This is a genomic window from Rhizobium sophorae, from assembly GCF_013087515.1.
In the GTDB taxonomy this organism is placed as follows: domain Bacteria; phylum Pseudomonadota; class Alphaproteobacteria; order Rhizobiales; family Rhizobiaceae; genus Rhizobium; species Rhizobium sophorae.
The window spans coordinates 1-22,029 of record NZ_JABFCN010000001.1 but is presented as its reverse complement, the minus strand read 5'-3'; the positions used below and the strand labels follow the sequence as shown (position 1 = coordinate 22,029).

Annotated in this window: 25 protein-coding genes; 11 read left to right on the top strand and 14 right to left on the bottom strand. The window is 60.7% G+C overall.

Going from position 1 to position 22,029, the window contains the following annotated elements:
• The first annotated feature begins 398 nt into the window (after positions 1-398).
• A complete protein-coding gene (locus G9X64_RS00120) occupies positions 399-830 on the top strand; it encodes a Ros/MucR family transcriptional regulator (protein ID WP_003557810.1) in 432 nt (143 codons plus the stop codon).
• A 378-nt stretch (positions 831-1,208) separates the two neighbouring features.
• On the opposite strand, the gene G9X64_RS00115 is transcribed toward G9X64_RS00120, so the two are convergent.
• The 3 genes from G9X64_RS00115 to G9X64_RS00105 form a co-directional block, all read right to left on the bottom strand.
• The gene (locus G9X64_RS00115; protein WP_168312260.1) at positions 1,209-1,631 is read right to left on the bottom strand and encodes a SufE family protein; all 423 of its coding nucleotides are present in this window, start codon (positions 1,629-1,631) and stop codon (positions 1,209-1,211) included.
• A gap of 119 nt (positions 1,632-1,750) precedes the next feature.
• Positions 1,751-1,945: a hypothetical protein gene (locus tag G9X64_RS00110; protein WP_171375748.1), complete on the bottom strand. Its 195-nt coding sequence runs from the start codon at positions 1,943-1,945 to the stop codon at positions 1,751-1,753.
• A gap of 47 nt (positions 1,946-1,992) precedes the next feature.
• A complete protein-coding gene (locus G9X64_RS00105) occupies positions 1,993-2,487 on the bottom strand; it encodes a DUF5330 domain-containing protein (RefSeq protein WP_171375747.1) in 495 nt (164 codons plus the stop codon).
• 413 nt (positions 2,488-2,900) lie between these two features.
• Between G9X64_RS00105 and G9X64_RS00100 the strand changes: the two genes are divergently transcribed.
• From G9X64_RS00100 to G9X64_RS00085, 4 genes are all read left to right on the top strand, one after another.
• Positions 2,901-4,481, top strand: a complete 1,581-nt coding sequence (locus G9X64_RS00100) for a sensor histidine kinase (protein WP_210259587.1) — start codon at positions 2,901-2,903, stop codon at positions 4,479-4,481.
• Entirely contained in the window at positions 4,453-5,406 is a 954-nt protein-coding gene (locus G9X64_RS00095; protein ID WP_168312257.1) for a peptidoglycan-binding domain-containing protein, read from the top strand. Before G9X64_RS00100 ends, G9X64_RS00095 begins: the two co-directional genes overlap by 29 nt.
• Before the next feature lie 453 nt (positions 5,407-5,859).
• Entirely contained in the window at positions 5,860-6,627 is a 768-nt protein-coding gene (locus G9X64_RS00090; RefSeq protein ID WP_168312256.1) for a Crp/Fnr family transcriptional regulator, read from the top strand.
• A 46-nt stretch (positions 6,628-6,673) separates the two neighbouring features.
• The gene (locus G9X64_RS00085) at positions 6,674-6,880 is read left to right on the top strand and encodes a hypothetical protein (RefSeq protein WP_171375745.1); all 207 of its coding nucleotides are present in this window, start codon (positions 6,674-6,676) and stop codon (positions 6,878-6,880) included.
• A 37-nt stretch (positions 6,881-6,917) separates the two neighbouring features.
• Here the strand turns inward: G9X64_RS00085 and G9X64_RS00080 are convergent, their stop codons facing one another.
• On the bottom strand, positions 6,918-7,097 hold the full coding sequence (locus tag G9X64_RS00080) for a hypothetical protein (protein WP_033180556.1): 180 nt from the start codon (positions 7,095-7,097) through the stop codon (positions 6,918-6,920).
• A 309-nt stretch (positions 7,098-7,406) separates the two neighbouring features.
• Positions 7,407-8,444 carry an AraC family transcriptional regulator gene (locus tag G9X64_RS00075; protein WP_171375744.1) on the bottom strand — a complete coding sequence of 346 codons (1,038 nt, stop codon included), beginning with the start codon at positions 8,442-8,444 and terminating at the stop codon, positions 7,407-7,409.
• Between the two features lie 58 nt (positions 8,445-8,502).
• Here G9X64_RS00075 and G9X64_RS00070 point away from each other — a divergent pair, with 58 nt between their 5' ends.
• The 3 genes from G9X64_RS00070 (at position 8,503) to G9X64_RS00060 (ending at position 11,538) form a co-directional block, all read left to right on the top strand.
• Complete coding sequence (locus G9X64_RS00070; protein ID WP_168312254.1) at positions 8,503-9,477, top strand: oxidoreductase; 975 nt, start codon at positions 8,503-8,505, stop codon at positions 9,475-9,477.
• A 135-nt stretch (positions 9,478-9,612) separates the two neighbouring features.
• Positions 9,613-11,061, top strand: a complete 1,449-nt coding sequence (locus G9X64_RS00065) for a methyl-accepting chemotaxis protein (protein WP_168312253.1) — start codon at positions 9,613-9,615, stop codon at positions 11,059-11,061.
• Between the two features lie 132 nt (positions 11,062-11,193).
• Positions 11,194-11,538, top strand: a complete 345-nt coding sequence (locus G9X64_RS00060; protein WP_168312252.1) for a DUF1491 family protein — start codon at positions 11,194-11,196, stop codon at positions 11,536-11,538.
• Between the two features lie 174 nt (positions 11,539-11,712).
• Here the strand turns inward: G9X64_RS00060 and G9X64_RS00055 are convergent, their stop codons facing one another.
• Positions 11,713-12,762, bottom strand: a complete 1,050-nt coding sequence (locus G9X64_RS00055; protein WP_168312251.1) for a DUF2336 domain-containing protein — start codon at positions 12,760-12,762, stop codon at positions 11,713-11,715.
• 247 nt (positions 12,763-13,009) lie between these two features.
• On the bottom strand, positions 13,010-13,216 hold the full coding sequence (locus G9X64_RS00050) for a hypothetical protein (RefSeq protein ID WP_171375743.1): 207 nt from the start codon (positions 13,214-13,216) through the stop codon (positions 13,010-13,012).
• Between the two features lie 540 nt (positions 13,217-13,756).
• Here G9X64_RS00050 and G9X64_RS00045 point away from each other — a divergent pair.
• The gene (locus G9X64_RS00045; protein ID WP_167334090.1) at positions 13,757-13,924 is read left to right on the top strand and encodes a hypothetical protein; all 168 of its coding nucleotides are present in this window, start codon (positions 13,757-13,759) and stop codon (positions 13,922-13,924) included.
• Positions 13,925-13,937: 13 nt separating this feature from the next.
• Here G9X64_RS00045 and G9X64_RS00040 read toward each other — a convergent pair whose 3' ends face one another.
• The 3 genes from G9X64_RS00040 to G9X64_RS00030 form a co-directional block, all read right to left on the bottom strand.
• On the bottom strand, positions 13,938-14,486 hold the full coding sequence (locus G9X64_RS00040; protein WP_168316742.1) for a DUF1254 domain-containing protein: 549 nt from the start codon (positions 14,484-14,486) through the stop codon (positions 13,938-13,940).
• The gene (locus tag G9X64_RS00035) at positions 14,479-15,066 is read right to left on the bottom strand and encodes a DUF1214 domain-containing protein (protein WP_168312248.1); all 588 of its coding nucleotides are present in this window, start codon (positions 15,064-15,066) and stop codon (positions 14,479-14,481) included. The genes G9X64_RS00040 and G9X64_RS00035 overlap by 8 nt, the downstream gene beginning before the upstream one ends.
• A 206-nt stretch (positions 15,067-15,272) precedes the next feature.
• Positions 15,273-17,471 (bottom strand): transglycosylase domain-containing protein, encoded by a 2,199-nt coding sequence (locus G9X64_RS00030; protein WP_171375742.1) that lies wholly within the window; start codon positions 17,469-17,471, stop codon positions 15,273-15,275.
• Positions 17,472-17,674: 203 nt separating this feature from the next.
• Between G9X64_RS00030 and G9X64_RS00025 the strand changes: the two genes are divergently transcribed.
• Positions 17,675-18,151, top strand: a complete 477-nt coding sequence (locus G9X64_RS00025) for a YcgN family cysteine cluster protein (protein ID WP_168312246.1) — start codon at positions 17,675-17,677, stop codon at positions 18,149-18,151.
• Positions 18,152-18,267: 116 nt separating this feature from the next.
• On the opposite strand, the gene G9X64_RS00020 is transcribed toward G9X64_RS00025, so the two are convergent.
• Positions 18,268-18,828, bottom strand: a complete 561-nt coding sequence (locus tag G9X64_RS00020) for a TetR family transcriptional regulator (RefSeq protein WP_171375741.1) — start codon at positions 18,826-18,828, stop codon at positions 18,268-18,270.
• Positions 18,829-18,932: 104 nt separating this feature from the next.
• On the opposite strand from G9X64_RS00020, the gene G9X64_RS00015 reads away from it, so the two are divergent.
• A complete protein-coding gene (locus G9X64_RS00015) occupies positions 18,933-19,847 on the top strand; it encodes an SDR family oxidoreductase (protein ID WP_171375740.1) in 915 nt (304 codons plus the stop codon).
• Positions 19,848-20,039: 192 nt separating this feature from the next.
• Here the strand turns inward: G9X64_RS00015 and G9X64_RS00010 are convergent, their stop codons facing one another.
• From G9X64_RS00010 to G9X64_RS36135, 3 genes are all read right to left on the bottom strand, one after another.
• Entirely contained in the window at positions 20,040-21,092 is a 1,053-nt protein-coding gene (locus tag G9X64_RS00010; RefSeq protein WP_171375775.1) for a fatty acid desaturase, read from the bottom strand.
• A gap of 303 nt (positions 21,093-21,395) precedes the next feature.
• Positions 21,396-21,539, bottom strand: coding sequence for a hypothetical protein (locus G9X64_RS00005; RefSeq protein ID WP_003546677.1), 144 nt, complete (start codon positions 21,537-21,539; stop codon positions 21,396-21,398).
• 296 nt (positions 21,540-21,835) lie between these two features.
• Positions 21,836-22,029, bottom strand: a 194-nt coding sequence (locus G9X64_RS36135; RefSeq protein ID WP_210259586.1) for a hypothetical protein, incomplete at its 5' end; no start/stop codon positions are given.

Here is a 22,029-nt window from a genome sequence, read left to right as displayed (position 1 = left end):
ATGCACAGGAAGCTGTGAGTAAAGCTTGCCGAAGAGCCCCTCAATTCTTCATCTGTCATTTTTTCTCAAGAAAAACGACAAATAATAATTGGCCTTTCGACCAAACGATGGTATTTGAAAATGCAAGTAGAGTTCTGATTGTGAATTGCAATCGTACTGCTTCCAAGTCCCTCAGTTTTGATTTTTAATGTCTAAACTGAGGCCATCGCCTGGGGCATGACGTAGTGGTTTCCAGTCAGGCAGTATAAGAACAGGTCACGCTCTTCGGAATCTAGGGGTGGATTTCGCGTTTTTCGAAACAGAAGGTCGCTTCCTGTGCTTTTGCTGTTCGCTTCTACGAGGCGGGTCTTTGGCGTGTCAGTCAAAGACCGTTTGAGCATGCTAACAGGAGAAAGAATATGACGGATATAGCGACCGGCAATGCGCCGGAGCTGCTTGTGGAACTGACCGCCGACATCGTCGCGGCTTATGTCAGCAACCATGTTGTACCGGTCAGCGACCTGGCCAATCTGATTTCCGACGTGCATTCGGCACTGAGCAACACGTCCGTACCGCAGCCTGCTGCGGCGATCGTCGAAAAGCAGAAGCCTGCAGTTTCTGTCCGCAAGTCCGTACAGGACGAGCAGATCACGTGTTTGGAATGCGGCGGCAACTTCAAATCCCTCAAGCGTCACCTAATGACGCATCACAGCCTCTCGCCGGAAGAATACCGCGAGAAGTGGGACCTGCCGACCGATTACCCGATGGTGGCGCCCGCTTATGCTGAAGCGCGTTCGCGCCTGGCAAAGGAGATGGGTCTCGGGCAGCGCCGCAAGCGCGGCCGCGGCTGAGCTTTTTCAAAGGCATCGACGAAAAAAGCCGGGTCTTGTGCCCGGCTTTTTTGTGTGCCTTTTCAAGGCGAGGAAAATAATCTCGCTGGAGCCTTTCCAGGAAAAGTGCGAAGAGGTTTTCTCAGGAGTTGCCTAAAACGCGAGGTGGGAGCGGTTCTGCGTTTCTATCAAAAGCTGATCCGCCCTGGCATTCCAAGCCTTCGCAGCTGATTCGGACGGTCGCCAAGATAGTGTGGGCAACCCTGTCTTATGCTTTGCCGACAGGCTTAGAATGTATTCCTATACTATCAGCAAGTGTTAATGTATTCGATGTGCCGAGGCAGGCGCTGGCCGAATCGATCGGCTGTGGCTCTGAAAGCCCATCCGCCATCGTCACGTTCAAGCCACGGCGCGAACTCTTGCCTCTTCGCGGATCCTGTTCACCATCGAGCGAAGTCCGTTCGAGCGCTGTGACGACAGGTTTTCCACCAAGCCGATCTTCGAGAATATCTCGAAGGCATCGAGCCCGGCGATCTCGGATGCGGTCTTACCGGAATAGGTGGCAAGCACGATGGCCACGAGGCCGCGTACGATATGGGCGTCGGAATCACCCTCGAAGCTCATGACGGGATTGTCGGCATCGCCCGTCGTATGCGTCACCAGCCAGACCTGGCTGGCGCAGCCCATCACCTTGTTTTCCGAAGTGCGCTTCTCCTCGGCCAAATCGGGCAGCGCTTTGCCGAGTTCGATGACATAGCGGTAGCGGTCTTCCCAATCGTCCAGGAAAGCGAAGTCGTCGATGATCTGGTCGAGGGATGCCATGGAGAAGCCTTTCACTGTTAAAGCAGTTCCAGCAAAAGTGCGCAGCGGTTTTGCGTCCGGAATGCGTCAGGAAATGCTCTAAGACTGCATATAGGTGAAAGACCGGCAGATTTGAACCGCTAAAGCAATTCCAGGAAAAGTGTGAAGCGGTTTTCCGTCCGGAATTGCGTAAACAAAAGACCGAACACTTCCAGGCGATGCACGAAGCGGTTTTGCCGGAATTGCGTAAACTGAGATAGAAAAACGCCGTGAGGGATGGGCATCCTCACGGCGCAGCAATATGCTGAATTAAACAGGGCAGGCACGTCAGGCATGGGGCATCTCCGCGTCATGCGGACCACCGATGCAAGCTGGTTGAGGGTCAGGTCGCCGGCTTCGGTGTCGGCAGCGGAATAGCGCCGGTCACCACCGTCTCAGGAGAGGCATCGTCCTCGACCGGTGGACGGTAAGGCATCGGCTGGTTGAGCGCAGCCTTGGCCTCGCGTACCTTTTCCTGGACGGCCGGCGTGGCGAGGGAAGGCATATTGAGCGCCACCGGCATCTGCGGTTCGGCAGGCCTTGCGGTCGCAGGCGCCTCATCCGTGAACTGGCTGTCGAGAAGTTCGTAGGCAACGCGGGCGCCTTCACGCGCCCGGTAGCCAAGTGCGGTCAGGGTCTCCGTGCCCTTGACGCAGACCTCGGGCTTCTCCGAGCACATGCCGGTCAAATAGTCATAGGCGCCGCTTGCCGCCGTGAACGCGTCGGACAGTTGCAATTGCGGGCCGTTGGCGAGCTTGTCGGAACTCTCCGGGCCGAAGACGGAAAGAAGCACGAGCACGAGGCCAAACCAGAAGGATCCTTTGATCAGAAACCACATTGTCGTCGCCCATCCTGTTTTCCCCGTCCGGTTCTTGTTGCCGAATCAGGCCGGTTGTCCGGTGTGTTTTCACCCTACCGCCAAGTTGCGAATGCCGCTTTTCGAAACTCACGCGCATTTGCGGCAAATTTAGTTCAAATTTTAGCGAACAGCATTTGAGCCGCATTTTAGTCGAATGCGAGCGATCGCCGTTAAGCATCAGGGCAGCACCTGCTTGCAATTGCAGGACTTTTGCCGGCTCGCCTTGCCACAGGAGTTAACGCAATGCTGAAATATGAGGAAAATCCGTCGCTTACCCCCTATTAACCACAAAAGGCAAAGAGCCTTCCAGATGCTTCAAAACGAGAATTTCAGCCGTTTCAGGCTGTGAACATCGCTTTTGCCTTATCCTTTCTTTAAGTCGCCAAGGCCTATTGTCCGGATCGACAGACAGCCTTTTGGGCGGGTATTGCGTGCGTGTATTGAGTAACATTGGCGGCTGGATGACGGCCCTCGTAGACCGGGCAGCGACAAGCTGGCTCTCCCGGACGGGCGGCGGTGAAGCCGTGCGCCAACGCGAGCTTGCGATCTTGCGCCGCCTCGTGCTGCTCTCGTCGGCTGCTCTCGTTGCCGCTCCTATCGGCCTTTCGGCGGTCACCAGTCCGGCCGTGGCGCTGCCGGCAGGTGTCGCCATGGTCTGCGCCGCCTTTCTCTTTTCCGCCGTCGGCAGCATCGCGCTAGCCCGTCAGGGTTCGTCTGCCGGTATCGCCACGCAGTCGGCCGAGGATTTCTTCCTTGCCGCCACCCCGGGCCTCGTCTTCTTCCTCGACCCGCATGGCAGTGTGGCGACCGTCGGCGGTCGCGACCGGCGCGATTTCCTCGCCTGGATGCGCGATCCGAAGGGCAGGGGCTTCCTTGAGCAGGTGCATGTCTCCGACCGCATCCTTTTCCTGCAGGCGCTCGATGGCCTGCGCCGGGGCGAGGATGCTCAGAGCGTCGACCTGCGCCTCGACCGGCCCTCGGTCTCGCGTGATCAACGCCAGTTCGCCTATCTGAGAATGGACATGACGGCCCGGCGCGATGCCGACGGCGAACTTGCCGCCATCATTGCCCAGCTGCGCGACGTCTCCGTCGAGCAGCAGTTGCGTGACGAAGCCCAGAATCGCGCGGCGGATGCCGAATCGGCAAACGACGCCAAGTCGCGCTTCCTCGCCGCCGTCAGCCATGAGCTGCGCACGCCGCTGAACGCTATTCTCGGTTTTTCCGATATCCTGATCGGCGAATATTTCGGCAAGTTCGAAAACGACCGTCAGCGCGAATATGTCGGCCTGGTTCGCGAATCCGGCGCGCATCTGCTGTCCGTCGTCAACACCATGCTCGATATGAGCAAGATCGAAGCCGGCCGCTACGAGCTGATCCTCGAAGCCTTCGACATATCGAGCTCCGTCAAATCCTGCGAATCGATGCTGGCATTGCAGGCGAAGACCAAGGGCCTCACGTTGACGAGCCGTATTCAGCGCGGCGTCGGCGAGGTCGTCGCCGATCAGCGCGCCATCCAGCAGATCCTCATCAATCTCGTCGGCAATGCCATAAAGTTCACCGAGGCCGGCGGCGTCGTCTCGGTCGATGCGGCAGCGCGCGACGGCATCCTCAAGCTGACGGTCAGCGACACCGGCATCGGCATCCCGGCCGACAAGCTGGCATTGCTCGGCCAGCCCTTCGTTCAGATCCAGAATGATTACACCCGCCGGTTCGAAGGCTCCGGCCTCGGTCTGTCCCTGGTCAAGGGGCTGGTAGCGCTGCATGGCGGGTATTTCGCCATCGCCAGCCAGCCGGGCGAAGGCACGATCATCACCATCGAGATCGCGGTGGACGGCTCGGGTGCTCAGCACGCCGAAGACGCCGGCCATGGCGCGACTGTCGAGTTTCCGCCGCGGCTGAAGGGCGCGGTCAACACAGGCGCAGAATTGAAAGAGGGGCGTTTCGATGGCCGCGCGCAAGCGAAAATCGCCTAGGGGAAAAAGGGGACGGCAGCAGCCGGGCCTTCTGATGTCAGGCGCTGCCGCCCTCGGCGGGCTCGGCCTGCAGGGCGCCTCCGTGCTCGGCGGGCTCGGCCTGCAGGGCGCATCCGTGCTCGGCGGCGTCATCGGCCGCAATCCGTCGGTCGCCGGCGGCGCGATCACCTTCGCCGTCATCTTCTCCTTCGTCGCCGCCAATGCACTCTGGTATCAGCCGGGCCTGCATCCACATCCGATCTTCCGCACCCGCGATCCGCAATCTCCGACCGTGCTCGGCGCCCGCCGGCCGGCCGAGGAGCAACAGGGTGACGTCACCACCTTCCGGATCGAACGGCCGCAGGATACCGCCACCACCAACGCGACACCGGCGCCTGCCGCACCCGGCCAGCAGCCGAGCCAGCTCGTCATGGACATCCAGCAGCAGCTGGTGCGCCGCGGCCTCTATAATGGCATTCCGGACGGCATCATTGGCCCCCGCACCAGCGCAGCCATTCTCTTCTTCGAGGAGACCGTCGGCATGACCCAGACCGGCGATCCGACGCCGGAGGTATTGGCGGCGCTGAAGACCGATGCCGCCGGCCCCTCGACCGTGCCCGCCGAAAAGCCGCCGGAGGATGTAAGCTCGAAGGCAGCGGCTGAAGACCCGGTGGCAGCGGCGATCCGCAACGCCGAGAAGACCGTCAAAACGGTTCCATCGGCGGCAAAACAGGTTCCATCAAGCCAAATCACCAATGTCGACCTGGTGTTGAAGATCCAGAAGGGTCTTTCCAACATGGCCTATGCCAATGTCGGCGTCGACGGCGTCGCCGGCGAGCAGACCCGCGCGGCCATCCGCCATTTTCAGAAGCACTACAACCTGCCCGAAGATGGCGAGCCGAACCAGGCGGTGCTGAAGAAACTCAAGGAAATCGGCGCGATCTAGGTTCTGCGCCTCGCAAAACGGCGCCAGGTCAGTCATGGCAAGGCCTTCCTGCACCGCATCGCCGGATGCATCGAGAGTGCCGCACATGGCAAGCGTCCCTCGGACCAGCGTCTCAATCCTGAAGCAATGTCAGACGCGAAGGGGCCGTTAGTTATTTTTCTGTCGAGCTAAGCTTGTTAAGCGTCGCGGTCGAATCGCCATTCCTATTCGCCTCGAAGCTCCAACCGGACGGCTGAAGATGAGTAGGTCCGCTATCCCGATTGCGGACCCGACAGCTGACGCCGGCCGCCGGGCCAAATCCTCCTTCCAAACAACGTTTAGGTGCGACTCTGTACGATTTCGTACAAAAGTTGTTGCGCAATGCAGCTTTTAAGCGCAGTCTTATATATGACGTCAGCCACGTAAGGGCGCTGACGTTTGGAAGATCGTCGTGCTTTCGCCCCAGAGAGCACGATGACCAACCAAAATATAAGCACGTTCAAGAACCATTTGTTGTGTGCCCTTGCCCCTGAAGATCGGCGCCTGCTTGCCCCCAGTCTGGAGAGAATGCAGCTCAACCTTCGTCAGTCGCTCGAAAAGGCGCATCAGCCGATCAACTTCGTCTATTTTTTCGAGGCGGGTCTTGGTTCGGTGGTGGCAAGCAAAGAGGGCGGTTCAACCGTCGAGGTCGGCCTGTTCGGCCGGGATGGCATGACTGGCACGTCGCTGGTCCAGGGCGATACAGAAAGCCCGTTTGACTGCTTCGTCCAGATGGGTGGCTCGGCACTTCGTATTTCTGCCGACAATCTTCAAGAAGCGATGTCTCAGAGCCCCGCGTTAACTGAACTTTTGATGCATTATGCCCGTACGCTCGGTATCCAAACCACCTACACCGCTCTTGCAAACGGTCAGATCAAACTGGAAGAGCGGCTGGCGCGATGGATCCTCATGGTTCACGACCGCGTCAATGGCGACAGCTTCTATGTGACCCATGAATTTCTTGCGATGATGCTTGGCGTGCGTAGGCCGGGTGTAACAGTGGCCCTGCAAATTCTCGAAGCGAAGCACTTCATCAAATCGCAACGTGGGGAAATTCTCGTCCTGGATCGCACTGGGCTGATGCACCTCTGCCAAGGCACTTATGGCCCGGCTGAGATAGAATACGAACGGCTGACCGGCATTCCTCTTGGCAAATCGAAGCCGGTTCCGAATGATGCCGCGCCGTTGATACGGCCTGCCTGATCGACAACTGAACGCATTTGACGTCGGCAACCCTTAAGGATGATGCGTGACCTCATTTTACAATCACCATGTCGACGAGACCGCTTCGACAGTGCTCCTGATCGCCTTCCAGGAGGCCTGCGCCCGGCATGACATCTCGCCCGATAGCGAAGACGGCTCGGATCTCTTGACCGTTCTTTTGTATGCCTTTCAAAAGGGGACGACGACCAAGGATGCGCTGGTCGGCCTCGTGTTAAATCTCATTGGCAAATGAAAGGGAAAATCCCGCCCGTCTCGTCCCGGTCGGTAGATCACCTTTTGAGACGATGCGCGGCCCGGTCGGAGGCATCCCGATCAGATCGGTGCAGATTGAGAATCCGGATCGCGTCCATTCTGGCGATGGCGTGTTTCTGCACAAAATAGTCAAGTTCATAGGCATCGGACACCTTTTTCCGATCCTGTGCGGGTTTGATCACCGTGACAGTCATCATTTTCTCCTCCTATACCAAATCAGTTGATTCAACTTATCAGGGTCGTGACTCGACCGGTGGAATGGTACGGAATGAGACAATGCATGGAGGGGGAGCTACAATTCAGCTTCCGCGGACAGGCGTCGAGCCTGAGCGCGTCTTCGATGGTCAACATTCCAATGCGCCGCATATCTTCAAAAATAGGCCCGGAAAAACGATACACAGGCGACGGCCCTCTTTGATCCACTTCATCACGGAATGCGGGCGACAGCATTGAGAGCATGATGCCGCTGACCCGATCGGGCCTAAGATCATCTGGATCTTGCGCCGCTACGATGCCGCCCTCAACAGCCTGTAATGCGTCGTCATCGCCTGTCCCTCGACATCCACCACCTCTTCGATCGGCCCGGTCTCGCGGGCCATCGCCACGCGATAGCGCTTCGGCGCCATACCCGTCATCCTTTTGAAGGCGTTGCTGAAGGCGCTTTCGGATGTGTAGCCGAGCGAAAGCGCCAGCGCCGAAACCGGCATGCTGCCCTCCCGCAGCTCGCGTTCGGCAAGGCGCATGCGCCAGCCGATCAGATAGGTGAGCGGCGCAACCCCCGCCACGGTCTTGAACCGCAGCGCAAAACTCGTGCGCGACATGCCGGCCGCCTTTGCCAGTTCGCCAAGCTGCCAGGACCGGCCGGGATCGCCATGCATCAGCCGCAGCGCGGGCGCAATGCGATCGTCGCCGAAGGCGCGGAGCCACCCGACCGTCAATGGCGCCGAGCTCATGATGTGCGCCCTCAGCACCTGCACGAACATCAATTGCGCAAGCTGGGTCGAGGCGAGCAGGGCGCCTGGCCGCTTCGCCGCCATCTCCCGCACCAGCTGGTCGAGCAGCCAGCGCAGCACGCCGGCTTCGGCAAGGGCGGCGCGCACATGAATGATCGGCGGCAGCACCTCGGACAGCAGCTCCATGCCCTGCGGCCCGAGCGCGATGTGGCCGCCGAGATAGTGGAAATCCTCGCCAACGCCGTGGCGTGCTATGCCGTCGACCTTCTCCTTGAAGGCGCCAACCGCATCGGCGGGCGCAACGGCAAGGTCGCTCGCCAGGACGAACGAAAACCGGCCGTTCAGAAGCGCAACGTCGCCTGCCTCGAGCAGAATGGGTTCACTGTCATTGTCGAGGCAAAGCCAGCAGCGCCCTTTGGCGACCGCGCTGATCTTTATCCGGTTCGGCTGGGGGAAACGCAGCGCCCAGGCGCCGCCGGCGATCAGCCCGCCCGACACGAGGCAGCGTGCATCGAGCAGATTGAGCATTTCGGAAAGCGGATCACTGGTCATTTTTGAACGATGAAGCAGGAAATCGGGATTTGCAAGCATTCAGAATCCCATTTATCGGGCTTACATAAGGCCATCAGGCAACAACGGAGGGCACGTCATGTCCACCCCACAAGCTCCCATCGGTTCCGGTTTCGGTGCGGCATCAACCGCCGCCGACGTGATTGCCGGGCACGATCTTTCAGGCAAGGTCGCGATCGTCACCGGCGGCTATTCCGGTCTTGGCCTCGAGACGGCGCGTGTGCTCGCCGAAGCCGGCGCCAGGGTTGTCGTCCCCGCCCGCAATCTCGAAAAAGCCAAGGCGGCCGTGCAAAGCATTCCCGGCCTTGCGGTGGAAAAGCTCGATCTGATGGACCTCAGCTCGATCGACGATTTTGCCGATCGCTTCCTCGCTAGCGGCGAGCCCCTGCATTTGCTCGTCAACAATGCTGCCGTCATGGCGAACCCGTTGACGCGTGATGCCCGCGGCTACGAATCGCAGTTCTCCACCAATCATCTCGGCCATTTCCAGCTCACTGCCCGCCTCTGGCCGGCGCTGGTGGAGGCCGAGGGTGCGCGCGTCGTCGCAGTCTCCTCGCGCGGCCACATCTTCTCCGGTGTCGATTTCGACGATCCGAATTTCGAGAACCGCGAATACGCGCCCTATCTCGCCTATGGCCAGTCGAAGTCGGCAAATGCTCTCTTTGCGGTCTCGCTGGACGCTTTGGGGGCGAAACACGGCGTCAGAGCCTTCTCGCTGCATCCGGGCGGTATCGTCACCACCAATCTGGTGCGCCATCAGTCGAGCGACTTCCTCAAGGCGAGCGGCTATGTCGACCAGGATGGCAAGCCGGTCATCGATCCGGAAAACAACAAGAAGACGATTGAGCAGGGGGCGTCGACCATCGTCTGGTGCGCCGTCAGCGAGAAGCTTGAGGGTCTCGGCGGCGTCTATTGTGAGAACTGCGATATCGCCATCGCCGTCCCCGGTGATTCGACCGAGATGCTCGGTGTCCGTCCTTGGGCAACCAATCCGGAATTTGCCGAACGTCTCTGGCAGCTGAGCGAGCGGCTGACGGGCTTCACCGCCAGCTGATGGGTCGCCACACGGCCGGTCCACGGTCACGGAGTCCGCTTTCCCTACAACCTAAGTCTAAGGTGCTGCCGCTGTTTGCAACTTATTAACCATGTTGCCTGAAGCTTTTCTGATTGGGGCGGGGGAGCGTCGGTCATGCATGCGCTGAAGGCGATAGACGATCTGGCTGGAGAACCGGCGGTCGAAGCGGGAGGGCCGGATCGCGAGGCGTTGCGCCACATCCTGTTGCGACTTGCCGAAGAAGCCTCCACCCTTGGCATTGATCTCGTCGATATCGCCGGCGCCATCCAGGACATGGCGGGAATGTCGGCCCGGCATGCCTCCGCCTTCGATCATGTCACCCGCACCGCGCTTTCGATTGCCGAGACCAACCGCTCGGTCGCCGTGTCGCTGCGCGAGACCGACCGCACGGCGGCCGAAGCCCGTCACATGCTGAAAGAATCAGCTGACCGCCTGACGGGCTCCGTCGCCGAGATCGGTCACATGGTCCAGTCCTCCAACGAGATCAGCGCGGAGATAGCTGGCTTCTCCAAGTCGCTTGCCGATGTCGACAATATCGCCGAGGAGATCAGCACCATCGCCCGCCAGACCAACCTGCTGGCGCTGAACGCCGCGATCGAGGCGGCGCGCGCCGGCGATGCGGGCAAGGGTTTTGCGGTCGTCGCCGCCGAGGTCCGGGCTCTTTCGTTGCAGACCTCGAAGGCGACCGGCTCCATCCAGCAGACGCTGGACGAACTGCGCGTGAAGATCGACCGGCTGTCGGCCGTCGGCACCGTTGCGCGCGACAGTGCCGCCGGCGTGCGTGACAAGTCGGAGGCGATGCGCGGCGCCTTCGAAAGCATGGAACATGTCATCACCCGCATCCTCGACAGTTCGACTGTCATGGCCAACACCACCGAGGCGGTCGACCAGCAATGCGCCGGCTTCGTCGAGAAACTCGGCGAGATGTCGGCCGAGGTCGCCGGCTCGAATGTCAGGCTGCAGCAAGCGGCAAAACGCGTCGACAGCGTCGTCGGCCTCTCGGAAACCCTGATCCAGCTGACGGCGAGCGCCGGCGTCAAGACCGCCGACAGCCGTTGGATCGAGGAAGCGCAGTCGGTGGCAAGACAGATTTCCGGCGCCTTCGAACGCGCCGTCGCGGAAGGCCAGATTGGGCTCGATGCTCTTTTCGACCGACGGTATCGGCCGATACCGGGCTCCGATCCGGCACAGATGATGGCAGCCTTCACCGAACTCACCGACCGCCTGCTGCCGCCGATCCAGGAACCCGTCACAACCTTGGACGAGCGCATCGCCTTCTGCGCGGCGATCGACGAGAACGGCTATCTGCCGACCCACAACCGGAAATTCTCGCAAACCCAGCGGCCTGGCGACACCGTCTGGAACACCGCCAATTGCCGCAATCGCCGCATCTTCGCCGATCGTGTCGGCCTTGCCGCAGGCCGCAGCACCGCGCCTTTCCTCGTCCAGACCTATCGGCGCGACATGGGCGGCGGCAACTTCGTGATGATGAAGGATATCTCCGCTCCGATCACCGTCCGCGGTCGGCATTGGGGAGGCCTGCGGCTGGCAGTCAAGGTCTGACTCGGCGTTCAAGATTTGACTGCGGGTTGCCGCCGCCCGCGCCAGTCTAAAGCATGTCGCAATCTCGTCTCGGGCTTTAAGTCTTTATTTTTCCGCATGTCGTTATCGCGCGACATGCTTTATACCGCCCCAATGAGATTACGCGCCGACATCTTCGTTTCCGCTCTCCTGCGCCGCGTCTTTGCCAGCGGCGATTTCGCCGCCATCGAAAAGAAGGGTGCGGAGGAAGCAGGTGCTATCTTCATCCGTCAGCACTTCCGCGACGGCCTGGAAACGCTTTACGCGCCGGCGCCGCAGTCCGCTTTCGACGAGGGCCAGGCCGGCGACCGCCTGTTCGAGATCCGCGTGTCGCGCAGCGATCCTGAAGCGGTACGCGCGATGCTGGAGCGCGAACGCAAATTCGACCCCGATCTCTGGATCGTCGAGCTGGAGGCGGAGGAACTGGGGGACATGATCCCGCTTGCGAAGGGCGGTTGAGAGCCAAGGCGCTCGTCAGCTCAGCGTCATGTCGAACCGCTCATATTATGCGGCCAAAGCATGTCGCACAAAAGTGAGCAGCGGTTTTGCGACAACGGCATGCGTAAAAAAAGACCTAAGCGCGATGAGCGGATCTGAAAGATCGCGACGCGTTTTAGTCAGTCAACCCGCAGCTCAGCGACACCGCCGCCCCATGACGCGCATGTCGCGCTGCGGCGGCGCCTGGCGGATGAAGCGATAGTCGGGCGTTGCCGCCGGTGCGGGCGTATCGGTCGCTTCCGGCTTATAGGTGTAGCGATCGGCACGCCGCCAGGCTTCGACGCGTTCGTCGCATTCTTCCGGGTCGAGCGCATCGAGCACCATCCAGCCGCGGGTGACGTTGTGCTGCTGTTCGGCAAGGTGCGGATAGAGCCTTTCGAGCACGAAGACGGCATCGAGAAAGCCCATGCCGAGGCTGGTCAGCGTCGTGGCGAGCTGCTGGCCGGAAAGATCGAGCATGATGCGCTCGGCAAGCCAGCGGCTGGCGGAAAGCGCATCGGCAAGTGCGGTTGCGAAATGCGTCGCCTCGCGCGAGCGGGCAAAGCGCACCAGCAGCGCCTCCTGAATGTCGGTGAGCGTGCGCAGACCGAGCCTGTCCTCGTCGGCACGGCCGAGATGGCCGGCAAGCCCGAGGATGCGTTCGCGCAACACCTCTTCATTGGCAACCCGCTGTTCCTCCAGGGCATCCGCCTCGTTGGTCTCGGCCGGTGCCGGCGAAAGCGGCACCGCCGGCGATTTCATGACCGGCGCCGATGCGGCCGCGGACCGCGGCTGGCTCTGGCGCAGCGCCACCAAAGCATCGATGACCTTCGGCGAGAGTGAATCGCGACTGACGATCGCCTTGACATGCGCTGCACCCTGCATGCGCGCGATGGTGATCAGCGTATCGTCGGCGATTGCCTTTGAGGCGGCAAGAAAAGGGGCTGCGATCTCGATCGGCTGGTTGCCGATAAACAGCGCCACGGCGGCCGGCATGTTCTCGCATTGGGACAGCGCCGCGACCGCCTGGCGCTTGGCCTCGTCGGAGGAGGCTTGAAACAGCGGCATGAAAAGTTCGGCGAATTGGCGCAGTTCGGACCGTGTCGGATGAGACAGGTTCTCGAAACTGCTGACAGTCGCCATTAATACCACGTCCTTTTTCCTGACGGCCAAGGGGCCTTCTAGGTCTCGAAACCGGTCACGCACAAAAACACCCCGAAAACGCAGAACAAGGGGACCAAGGCCGATATGCGCTGGCGGAACGCATGTCAGGCCATACGGTTATGAACAAATCCTACACCGATACGGTTAATGCATGCTGAAGATTTTATTAAAATGCAACAGAAATATACACGCTAAGCGTGTCGCGGTATGGTTAGCCGGCAATATAAAAAAGCGCGGTTGGAAGGCGTGTTGCGAAGTCTGCGCATCGCCGCCGCGATGGTTGAAAAACTCAGGCGACCCTGTGATCGCGCAGCGCGTGCAGCAGCTTTTCGCGGCTGCAGTAACCGGCCTGATATAGGTCGAGTGCTGCGGATGCCGCGAATTGCGCGTCGACGCTTTTGATGTCGATGCGCCGTTCCGAGCACCAGGCATCGAGCGCACTGCTCAGCACGTCGAGATCTTGAGGCGAGAAAGATGAATTCACCAGCAAAGACATCGCTTGCCCTCCGCATTCCGGCAAGAACGTGGAAAATCCGCGATCGGTCGGAGCCCGGAAACGTGTGACCGACAGGAGAGAACATACGCGCATCTGAACGCCTCGCAATTAAATATTTTCATGATGTATTTTTGCAACATCGCCATTTCCCCGGAAGGCGGATTGCAACGCCGTTGCCAACTATATGAATTGTTTCTAATTTTATCCGTTGATTCCAGCCGGCCGTTTGCGCGGGCGGCGTGAAACCAAATCAACTCTTCGAGCGTTAAAGAGGAAGTGACGTGAACTGTGTTTGGCATCCCCCGAACATTAGTAAACTGTTAACTGTCATCTGTCTCAATTCGGATAGGAACGACGCGATTTGAGTATTTGGATCGTTGAAACTCCGCATCACGGTATTTCAATCAGGTGCCGTGGGAAAGGCGCGAATGCCCTCGGTCCGGTCATCCCGGCACTGCAGGACGCGCCGGCCCGCACATTGGCGGGCAGGGTGAAATCCATCGCAACTTCATCCGTCTCGGGCAGTGCATGGAGACGAGAATGGCAATAGTAGTCGCATTGGCGGATCGGCGGCCGCGGGCGCCGCGTCGCCCGGACAAAGAGCCCCGCGAAGCCAAGATCCTTTGGTTCACCGGCGTCCGCTACGAGCGGTTGACCGAGAGCCCGAAACATCGTCCGGCGCCCGCGCCGCGCGTCAACAAGAAGTAACCGCTCTTCAACCTCAGCGAGCGGCGAATTCCTCGCAGCCGGCTTCCGTCAGGAAGTTGCGCGCAGCCTCATCGAAGCTCGCCTGCGGCGCCAGAGTCCGCAGCACGGCATAACCGTCCGGCCGTGCCATTTCCACCAGGATCGCCTGCTCCAGCTCCTGCGGCAAGTTTTTGCGCAGGTCGGTCAGCTGGATGGGACTGCCGGCCAGCACATCAAGCGCGCCGCCCACCGATGTCCTGTCGTTCATGCTGAAGACCTCGTTGGAGGCGCTGTCGTAGATCGCGATCGACCAGAAGGGCACATTGCCCTTGGCGGTGAAATGCACCGGCGCATCCTCGACGTCGAAGGAGCAGACGGCGGTGCGCAGGAAGGGGTCGCCATTGGCAAGGCCAGCCTCATCATATCGGTCGCCGAGCAGGTAGAAATTGTTGAGGTCGCCCTCCGCCTCCACGCGGGTCGCCGCATCTTTGCCGGTGAAATGCGGCAGCGACAGGATGATGACGAGATGCAGCAGAGCTGCGCCGAAAAGGCCGGTCAGGACGGCGAAGAATATCCTAAGCATTGCCGCATCCGGTCTTGGTGAGCTTCGGCATGGCGAGGTCGATCACCCCGGAACTGCCGGCGGTCGGTGTGTCGAACAGCGTCAGTACCAGCCGGAAAGTACCGGCCTCTGGCAAGGCCAGCCAGTTGCCCGGCTGTGCGGCAGCTGAGATCTCGACCGAGAAACTGCTGTCTTGATTGCGCAGCACCGTCCAGGAATTGAGCGCTGAGGGATGTCCGGTCTTCACCGCCGCCGGATTGCCGCCATTGTCGGCGGTAAAGAGGGTCCAGAGCCGGGCAGGCGGCGTCTGCCCGCTGATGCGGTAGCGGCAGCCGGCATTCAGTCGCGCGCCTTCGTCGTCGACGCTCGCCGTGAAGGTCAGGCCCTCGGCGCTGCCATAGAGCAGCTTGCCGGCGCGCGCCCGGTGCGACTTGGCATAGGGATCGGCCTCGACCGTCTGCAACGCTGGAAAGGCCTCCCAGGCGCCGAGCTTGATCGCTCCAAAACCCTGTGTCGCGTCCAGCGCATAAAGCGAAATCATGATCCCGCCGCCGAAGGCGACGATCAGCGTGATCGCGATAAAGAGGGGGAATCGAAACACGTTATGACCTTGGAAACCATATCGGATGAAAGGGTTACCACTGATTCTGGCAGGGTGGAATGCCGGGCAGTGACATAGGCGCCGATTGATCCACGGTCATGCCAAGTGTGGCAAAGCCGTCATGCCGCGGCCGGCGACGGCAAACCACGCCGACGCATCGATGACGGCGGATGCTGATTTGAGATCTGGACGTGGGGCGTGGCGGGCTATTCCACGCTCGCGACCTTCGCCGGCGCCAGCGGGGCGGCATCCTTCAGCTTCTCGGCGAGCCTCTTGAGGATGCCGGTCGATTGAACCGACAGCATGCGCGGCCGGATGAGTTGCGGCAATCCGTCCTGCGGCTTGGCGGCGGCGGTCTTGGCGAGGTCCTTTTCCGAGGGCAGGGGGTTTTCGACGCCGGGGATAGCGCGCAGCGTGACGCCCTGATGGGCGTAATCCATGGCGCGCTTGAAAGTCATCGCCGGCAGCGAACCGCCGGTCATCTCGTTGGTCGAGGTGTAGTCGTCATTGCCGAACCAGACGGCGCAGGTGTAATTGCCGGTGAAGCCGACGAACCAGGCGTCGCGATAGGCCTGGGTCGTGCCGGTCTTGCCGGCCGTCAGGATGCCGTTGTCGAGGGCCGCTTTGCGCGCCGTGCCGACATAGGGAACGCGCGACAGCATCTGGTTCATATAGGCATCGGCCTGTTCGGAGAGCACACGCTTCGGCGCCGGCTCGTCGCGGTCGAAATCGTAGAGCACGTCGCCGTCGTAATCGAGAATCTGGGTGATGCCGTGGCGGCGCGACTGGTAGCCGCCGGCCGGGAAGGTGGCATAGGCGGTCGCCTGGTCGAGCACCGTCACCTCGGAGGTGCCGATCGGGATGGTAACGTCGTCGCGGATCGGGGTTTCGACGCCGAGGTTTTTCGCCATCGCCCGGATCGGCTGAATACCGAGTTTTTCCTTGGCGAGCCGCACCGGGATCGTGTTGATCGACTGGGCGATCGCGGTCTCGAGTGTTATGCGGCCGACATAGCGATTGGCATAATTGTGCGGGCTCCAATTGCCCCAGTAGATCGGCGCATCGACAATGGTCGTCTGCGGCGTCATCCCGCTCTCCATCGCCACCGCATAGGTGTAGACCTTGAAGGAGGAACCCGGCTGGCGCAGCGCCCTGGTGGCGCGGTTGAACTGGCTCTCGCCGTAATCCCGGCCGCCGACCATGGCGCGCACGGCGCCGCCGTTTTCGATCATCACCATCGCGCCCTGCTTGGCGTGATAGGCCTCGCCATATTCGCGCAGCGACGTCTCGACCGAATCCTCCGCCGCCTGCTGGATGCCCATGTCGATCGTCGTGCGCACGATCAGCGAATGCTGGTGGAAGCGCGCCGAAAGCCGCTGCACCTCGTCGAAAGCCCAGTCGAGGAAGAAATCGGGTGATTCCACCTCGTTGCGGTCGACGACGGTGGCCGGATTGCGCCTGGCTGCGATCACCTGGCCCTCGGTCATCAGCCCGCTCTGCACCAGATTGGTCAGCACTTCATTGGCGCGGGCACGCGCCGCCGGCAGGTTGACGTGTGGCGCATATTTCGCCGGCGCCTTGAACAGGCCGGCAAGCATGGCGGATTCAGCGAGATTCACATCGGTGATGTTCTTGCCGAAATAGAATTGCGCCGCTGCGGCTGCGCCAAAAGTGCCGCCGCCCATATAGGCGCGGTCGAGATAGGTGGAGAGGATTTCCTTCTTGGAAAGGTTCGCCTCGAGCCAAAGCGCCAGGAACGCCTCGGTGACCTTGCGGTCGATCGAGCGTTCGTTCGACAGGAACAGGTTCTTGGCGAGCTGCTGGGTCAGCGTCGAGCCGCCTTGGACGACTTCGCCGGCGCGCGCATTCTCGCTCATGGCGCGGAAGAGGCCGATGAAATCGATGCCGAAATGGTCGAAGAAGCGCCGGTCCTCGGTGGCGATTACCGATTTGATCAGCGAATCCGGCAGCTCGTCGATCGGCACGGAATTCTGGTGGATCACGCCGCGATGGCCGATAACGTTGCCATAGCGGTCGGTAAAGGTGACGGCGAAATCGCCGCGGTTGCGCCAGTCCTCCTTGGTCGCCTCGAAGGCGGGCTGGGCAAGCAGCAGCATCAGCACCGAGCCGGCCGCTCCGAGCGTCAGTCCTTCACCGGCGAGTTCGAAGACCATGCGCTTCCAGCCGCGCACGCGGAAGCGGCGGAAGAAAATGGTGATGTCTTCCCAGATCTCGGCGGCGCGGAAGCCGGCGTTCCAGACGGTCGAATCGATCCAGGAATCGATGCGCAGCAGAATGTGACGGCTCTTCGCCGGCCGCTTTTCCGCCGCCTCGTTCGCCGCTTTTCCAGGCCCTTTTTTTAGCCCGTTTTCTGGCCCATTTCCTGGGTTGTCCGGATCCTGCACGTCCTGTATTCCCGCCTGATCGCGTTTCGGTCATATCCGACGAAAGCGCGAGGCCCGCATATGGCCGCAAAGCTCTCCGATACCAGAGAGAATTCTCCGAGTATCAGGAGTATGCTGAAGGATTGATTGATTTTGCGGCTGATAACAAGAGAGATGCATCAGGGTCACGCGAATTTGCGGGTCGCTGTTGCAAGAAACGAACGATGAACGATCTGCCCTTCTGGAAGAGCAAGACGCTTGCCGAAATGACCGTTGCCGAGTGGGAAAGCCTTTGCGACGGCTGCGGCCTCTGTTGTCTCAACAAGATCGAGGAATGGGATAGCGGCGATATCTATTTCACCTCGGTCAGCTGCAAGCTGCTCGATGGCGAAAGCTGTCGCTGCTCCAGCTATGAGAACCGCTGGGATTTCGTGCCGGACTGCGTGCAGCTGACCAAGGAGAACGTGCCCGACATCGCCTGGCTGCCGCCCACCTGCGGCTACCGGCTGGTCAACGAAGGCCGCGACCTCTACTGGTGGCACCCGCTCGTTTCCGGCGACCCTGAGACCGTCCATGCCGCCGGCATTTCCGCGCGCGGCCGCACGATCAATGAAAATGAGATCGATATCGACGATCTCGAGGACTACGTCGTCGACTGGCCGCTGACCGTGGGCGAGGTGAAGGACGACGAGGAAGCCTAGAACAGGATGATTTTAGGCCGGTCGGCCCAAATCTGAGTCCTATTCGAAGTTAAAGTGTTAGAGCATGATGTCGTCGGAAACCACTCACACTTTTCGGCGTCATGCTCTAGGCGGGCTCAGGACTTTATTGCCGCGAGGAAGCGCCGAAGCTCCATCTCTACATAGGTATCCACCGGTCCGTCTGCGCCAAAACCCCACCATAGCAGCGATCCCTGCCATTGCGACAGCATCAGCCGGGCGATCGTCTCCGGCGCCTTTGCCGATCCGAAACATCGGGCGATCGCCGCCGTCAGTGCCGTTCCCCAGGCCGCCCCTCGGGCGCGCAGCACCGGATCGCGGAAGTCCTCGCGAAGCACCAGCAGTCCCTCGCCATAGGCGGCGGCATTGTCGCCATAATCCTGCGACAGGCCGACGAGCAGCGTGATGGCGCCTTCCGGCGTTTTAGGGACGGTCTCGGCAAGCCGTGTCGTTTCCGCATCCAGCTTGTCCCAGGCATAAAGCAGCGCGGCGCGCAGCATCGCCGCTTTCGTCGCGAAACGCTGCACCAGTGTCGAGCCCGAAAGTCCGCTGGCTTTCGCCACCGCCGCAAAGGTCGCCGCATCCGGCCCCTCGGCCTGGATCAGCGCCAGCACCATGGCGAGAAGCTGTTCATCGGACAGTGTGCGGCGTCGCGGCATGAAATTCCTCTTGCATTCACCTTGTATATAAACGATCATTCGTTTATATACAAGGTGCGCCGGATGAATTAGGCGCACTCCGTTCTAGCGTGGAGGATCGAGAAGTGACAGCGAACTTGCGGGAGAAAGTGGCCTTGGTGGCGGGTGCGACGCGCGGCGCCGGCCGAGGCATCGCGATGGAACTCGGTGCAGCGGGCGCCACCGTCTATGTAACGGGGCGCACGACGCGCGCTCAGCAATCCGAATATATCCGGCCGGAGACGATTGAAGAGACGGCCGAGTTGGTGACGTCAGCCGGTGGCAAGGGTATCGCCGTGCAGGTGGACCATCTGGTCCAGCAACAGGTCGAGGCATTGATCGCTCGCATCCGCGGCGAAGCCGGCCGGCTCGATATTCTGGTCAACGACATCTGGGGCTGCGAGAAAATGTTCGAATGGGACAAGGCCGTGTGGGAGCATTCGCTGGACAAGGGCCTGCGTATGCTGCATCTCGGCATCGAGACGCATCTGATCACCGCCCATTACGCCCTGCCGCTGATGATCGAGCGGCCGGGCGGGCTGCTGGTGGAGGTGACCGACGGCACGGCCGAGTACAATGCCACCCATTACCGGCTGTCGCCGTTTTACGACCTCGTCAAGACGGGCGTCACCCGCATGGCCTGGGCGCATGCGCAGGATTTGGCGAAACACGGTGCCACCGCCGTTTCGATCACGCCCGGTTGGTTGCGCTCCGAAATGATGCTGGATGCTTATGGTGTTCGCGAGGAGAACTGGCGCGAGGCGACGAAGGTGCAGCCGCATTTCGCCATTTCCGAAACCCCGCGCTTCGTCGGCCGCGCCGTTGCGGCCATCGCCGCCGATCCTGACCGCGCCCGCTGGAACGGCCAGTCGCTGTCGAGCGGCGGAGTGGCCAAGACCTATGGCTTCGACGATATCGACGGTTCGCGGCCGGATTGCTGGCGCTACATGGTGGAAGTGCAGGAGCCCGGCAGACCGGCGGATGTGACAGGCTATCGCTAAAGCATGTCGCGCAAAAGTGTGCAGCGGTTTTGCGACAACGACATGCGTAAAAACAAAGACCTAAAGCACGACAAGCGAATCTGAAAGATCGCGATGCGCTTTAGAACGGTCATCATGCTCTGGAGCAATTCCAGGAACAAAAGGTTAGAGCGGCTCTGCGCTTCCGTGAAAGCTAAACCGCTCTAACGCCCGTTATCGCGCTGTGGCAAGCCGCGCCGCGTCGCGAAATGAGACCAGCCGCTTCGTCTGTTCGTCCCACAGCACCAGCTTGACGCAACGCAGGCTTTCCATGAGCGTGATGCGGCCGATATCGGCAAGCTCAGGATGGTCCCGCAGCACCTCCGGCAGCCGGTAGTAGGGCACCCGGCTCGACAGATGATGCACGTGGTGGATGCCGATATTGCCGGTGATCCAGCGCAGCACCGGCGGCAGGTCATAATGCGAGGCACCGTGCAGGGCTGCATGCTGGAACTGCCAGTCCGGCTCCTTCGACCAATGTGTTTCCTCGAACTGGTGCTGCACGTAGAACAGCCAGACGCCTGCAGCACCGGCCAGAAGCACGATCGGCAGATGCACCAGGAGAAACGGAATGATCCCGATCGCCCAGATCAGCAGCGCGGCGGCCACTGCGATGGCAAGGTTGGTCGCCATTGTTGAGACCCAGGGCAGGGCGCCGGAGCGCATCATGCCGAAAGGCAGGCGCTGCTTGAAGAGGAACAGCCATGCCGGTCCGATCCCGAACATGACGATCGGGTTGCGATAGAGCCGATAGCCGAGCCGGCCCCAGCGCGACAGCGCGTTATATTCGGCGATCGTCAGCGTTTCGATGTCGCCGACGCCGCGCTCGTCCAGGTTCCCGGCCGAGGCGTGGTGTTCCGCATGCGCCCGGCGCCAATAGTCGTAAGGCGTCAGCGTCAGGATGCCGATCGTGCGTCCAACCCAGTCGTCGACGCGGCGATGGGCGAAAAACGAGCCGTGGCCGCAATCATGCTGGATCATGAACAGCCGGAGCAGGAAAGCGGCGGCGGGAAGGACGAGGATCAGGCCGGGCCAGAAGCTGTAATGAACCGCTGCCCATGCGGCAGCCCAGAACAGCGCAAAGGGGACGACGGTCACGGCAAGCTCGAAGGCGCTGCGTCCGGCCCGCGGCTGACGATATCCGGCAAGGATCTTCAACCAGCGCTTTTCAGCGAAAAGCGCGGCTTGCTCCGCGGATCGCTCCGGGTTTTCGTCGGGCTCGCCCAAAGGGGCCACTTGGATTTCCTCGCACTCGCTGCGGCGCGCAGATTCGATCACAGAGTGACGCCGTGAAAGGCGGCAATCGCCGAAAAGCCGAGTGCGATCACCACGGCCGAGCGAATGAGGAAGAGCGGATAGTCGAAGTGGTACATCGTATGAAGAGTGGTCATGGTTGCAGCAATTCCTGTTTTTCTGAAAACATGTCAATGGGTGATGGTGTCACGCCGGAGCGCGGCGCGTCCGACAAGACGCGCTATCACTTGCGCTGTTATGCGCACGGGGGGCGGAGCGGGGGCTCGATAAGAGGTTCTATTTCTTTGGAGCACTGCCCTGCGGGGCGGTTTTGGTCGCCGTCTTCATCTGATTGGCGAATGTGCTTTCCACCTTCGCTGCCTGCTTGTCCTTCTTCGGCTTCCGGACCTCGCGATTGCTTCTTACTTGTCCTTTTGCCATCGATAAAATCTCCCTTTAGATCGAATTTGAAAGCCGCAGCCTGCGTGGTATTCGCCCCGCTTGTCGGTCGCGATCGGAGATCGCGGGATCGTCATGAGGGGCAACCCGACAACACCGGGCCGCAGGGATGGAATGAAAATGATGCCTGCTGAAACCGCATCGCAGTCTGGAGGCGGATGACCGGAGAGGTCATCGAAAGCCAAACCCGACGTTGAGACGGGACGTCACCATGCTTTCGCGATCGGGAAAATGGCGGGGCCGGAAACCCGGTCACCGCAAATGCCGCATCGGCCAAATCAGCGAGCCCTCCTTATAGAGTAAAATTGAGGTGCCATTAAGGCCGCCGCCGCAGGAAAGCCATATTTCCACAGGGGATACGTGCCGCGCAAAAGTGGGCAGCGGCTTTGCGATAACGGCATGCGAAGCAATAAAGCATGTCGCGCAAAAGTGTGCAGCGGTTGTCTAATCGCATTGCCTTGGTCAAGGTTAT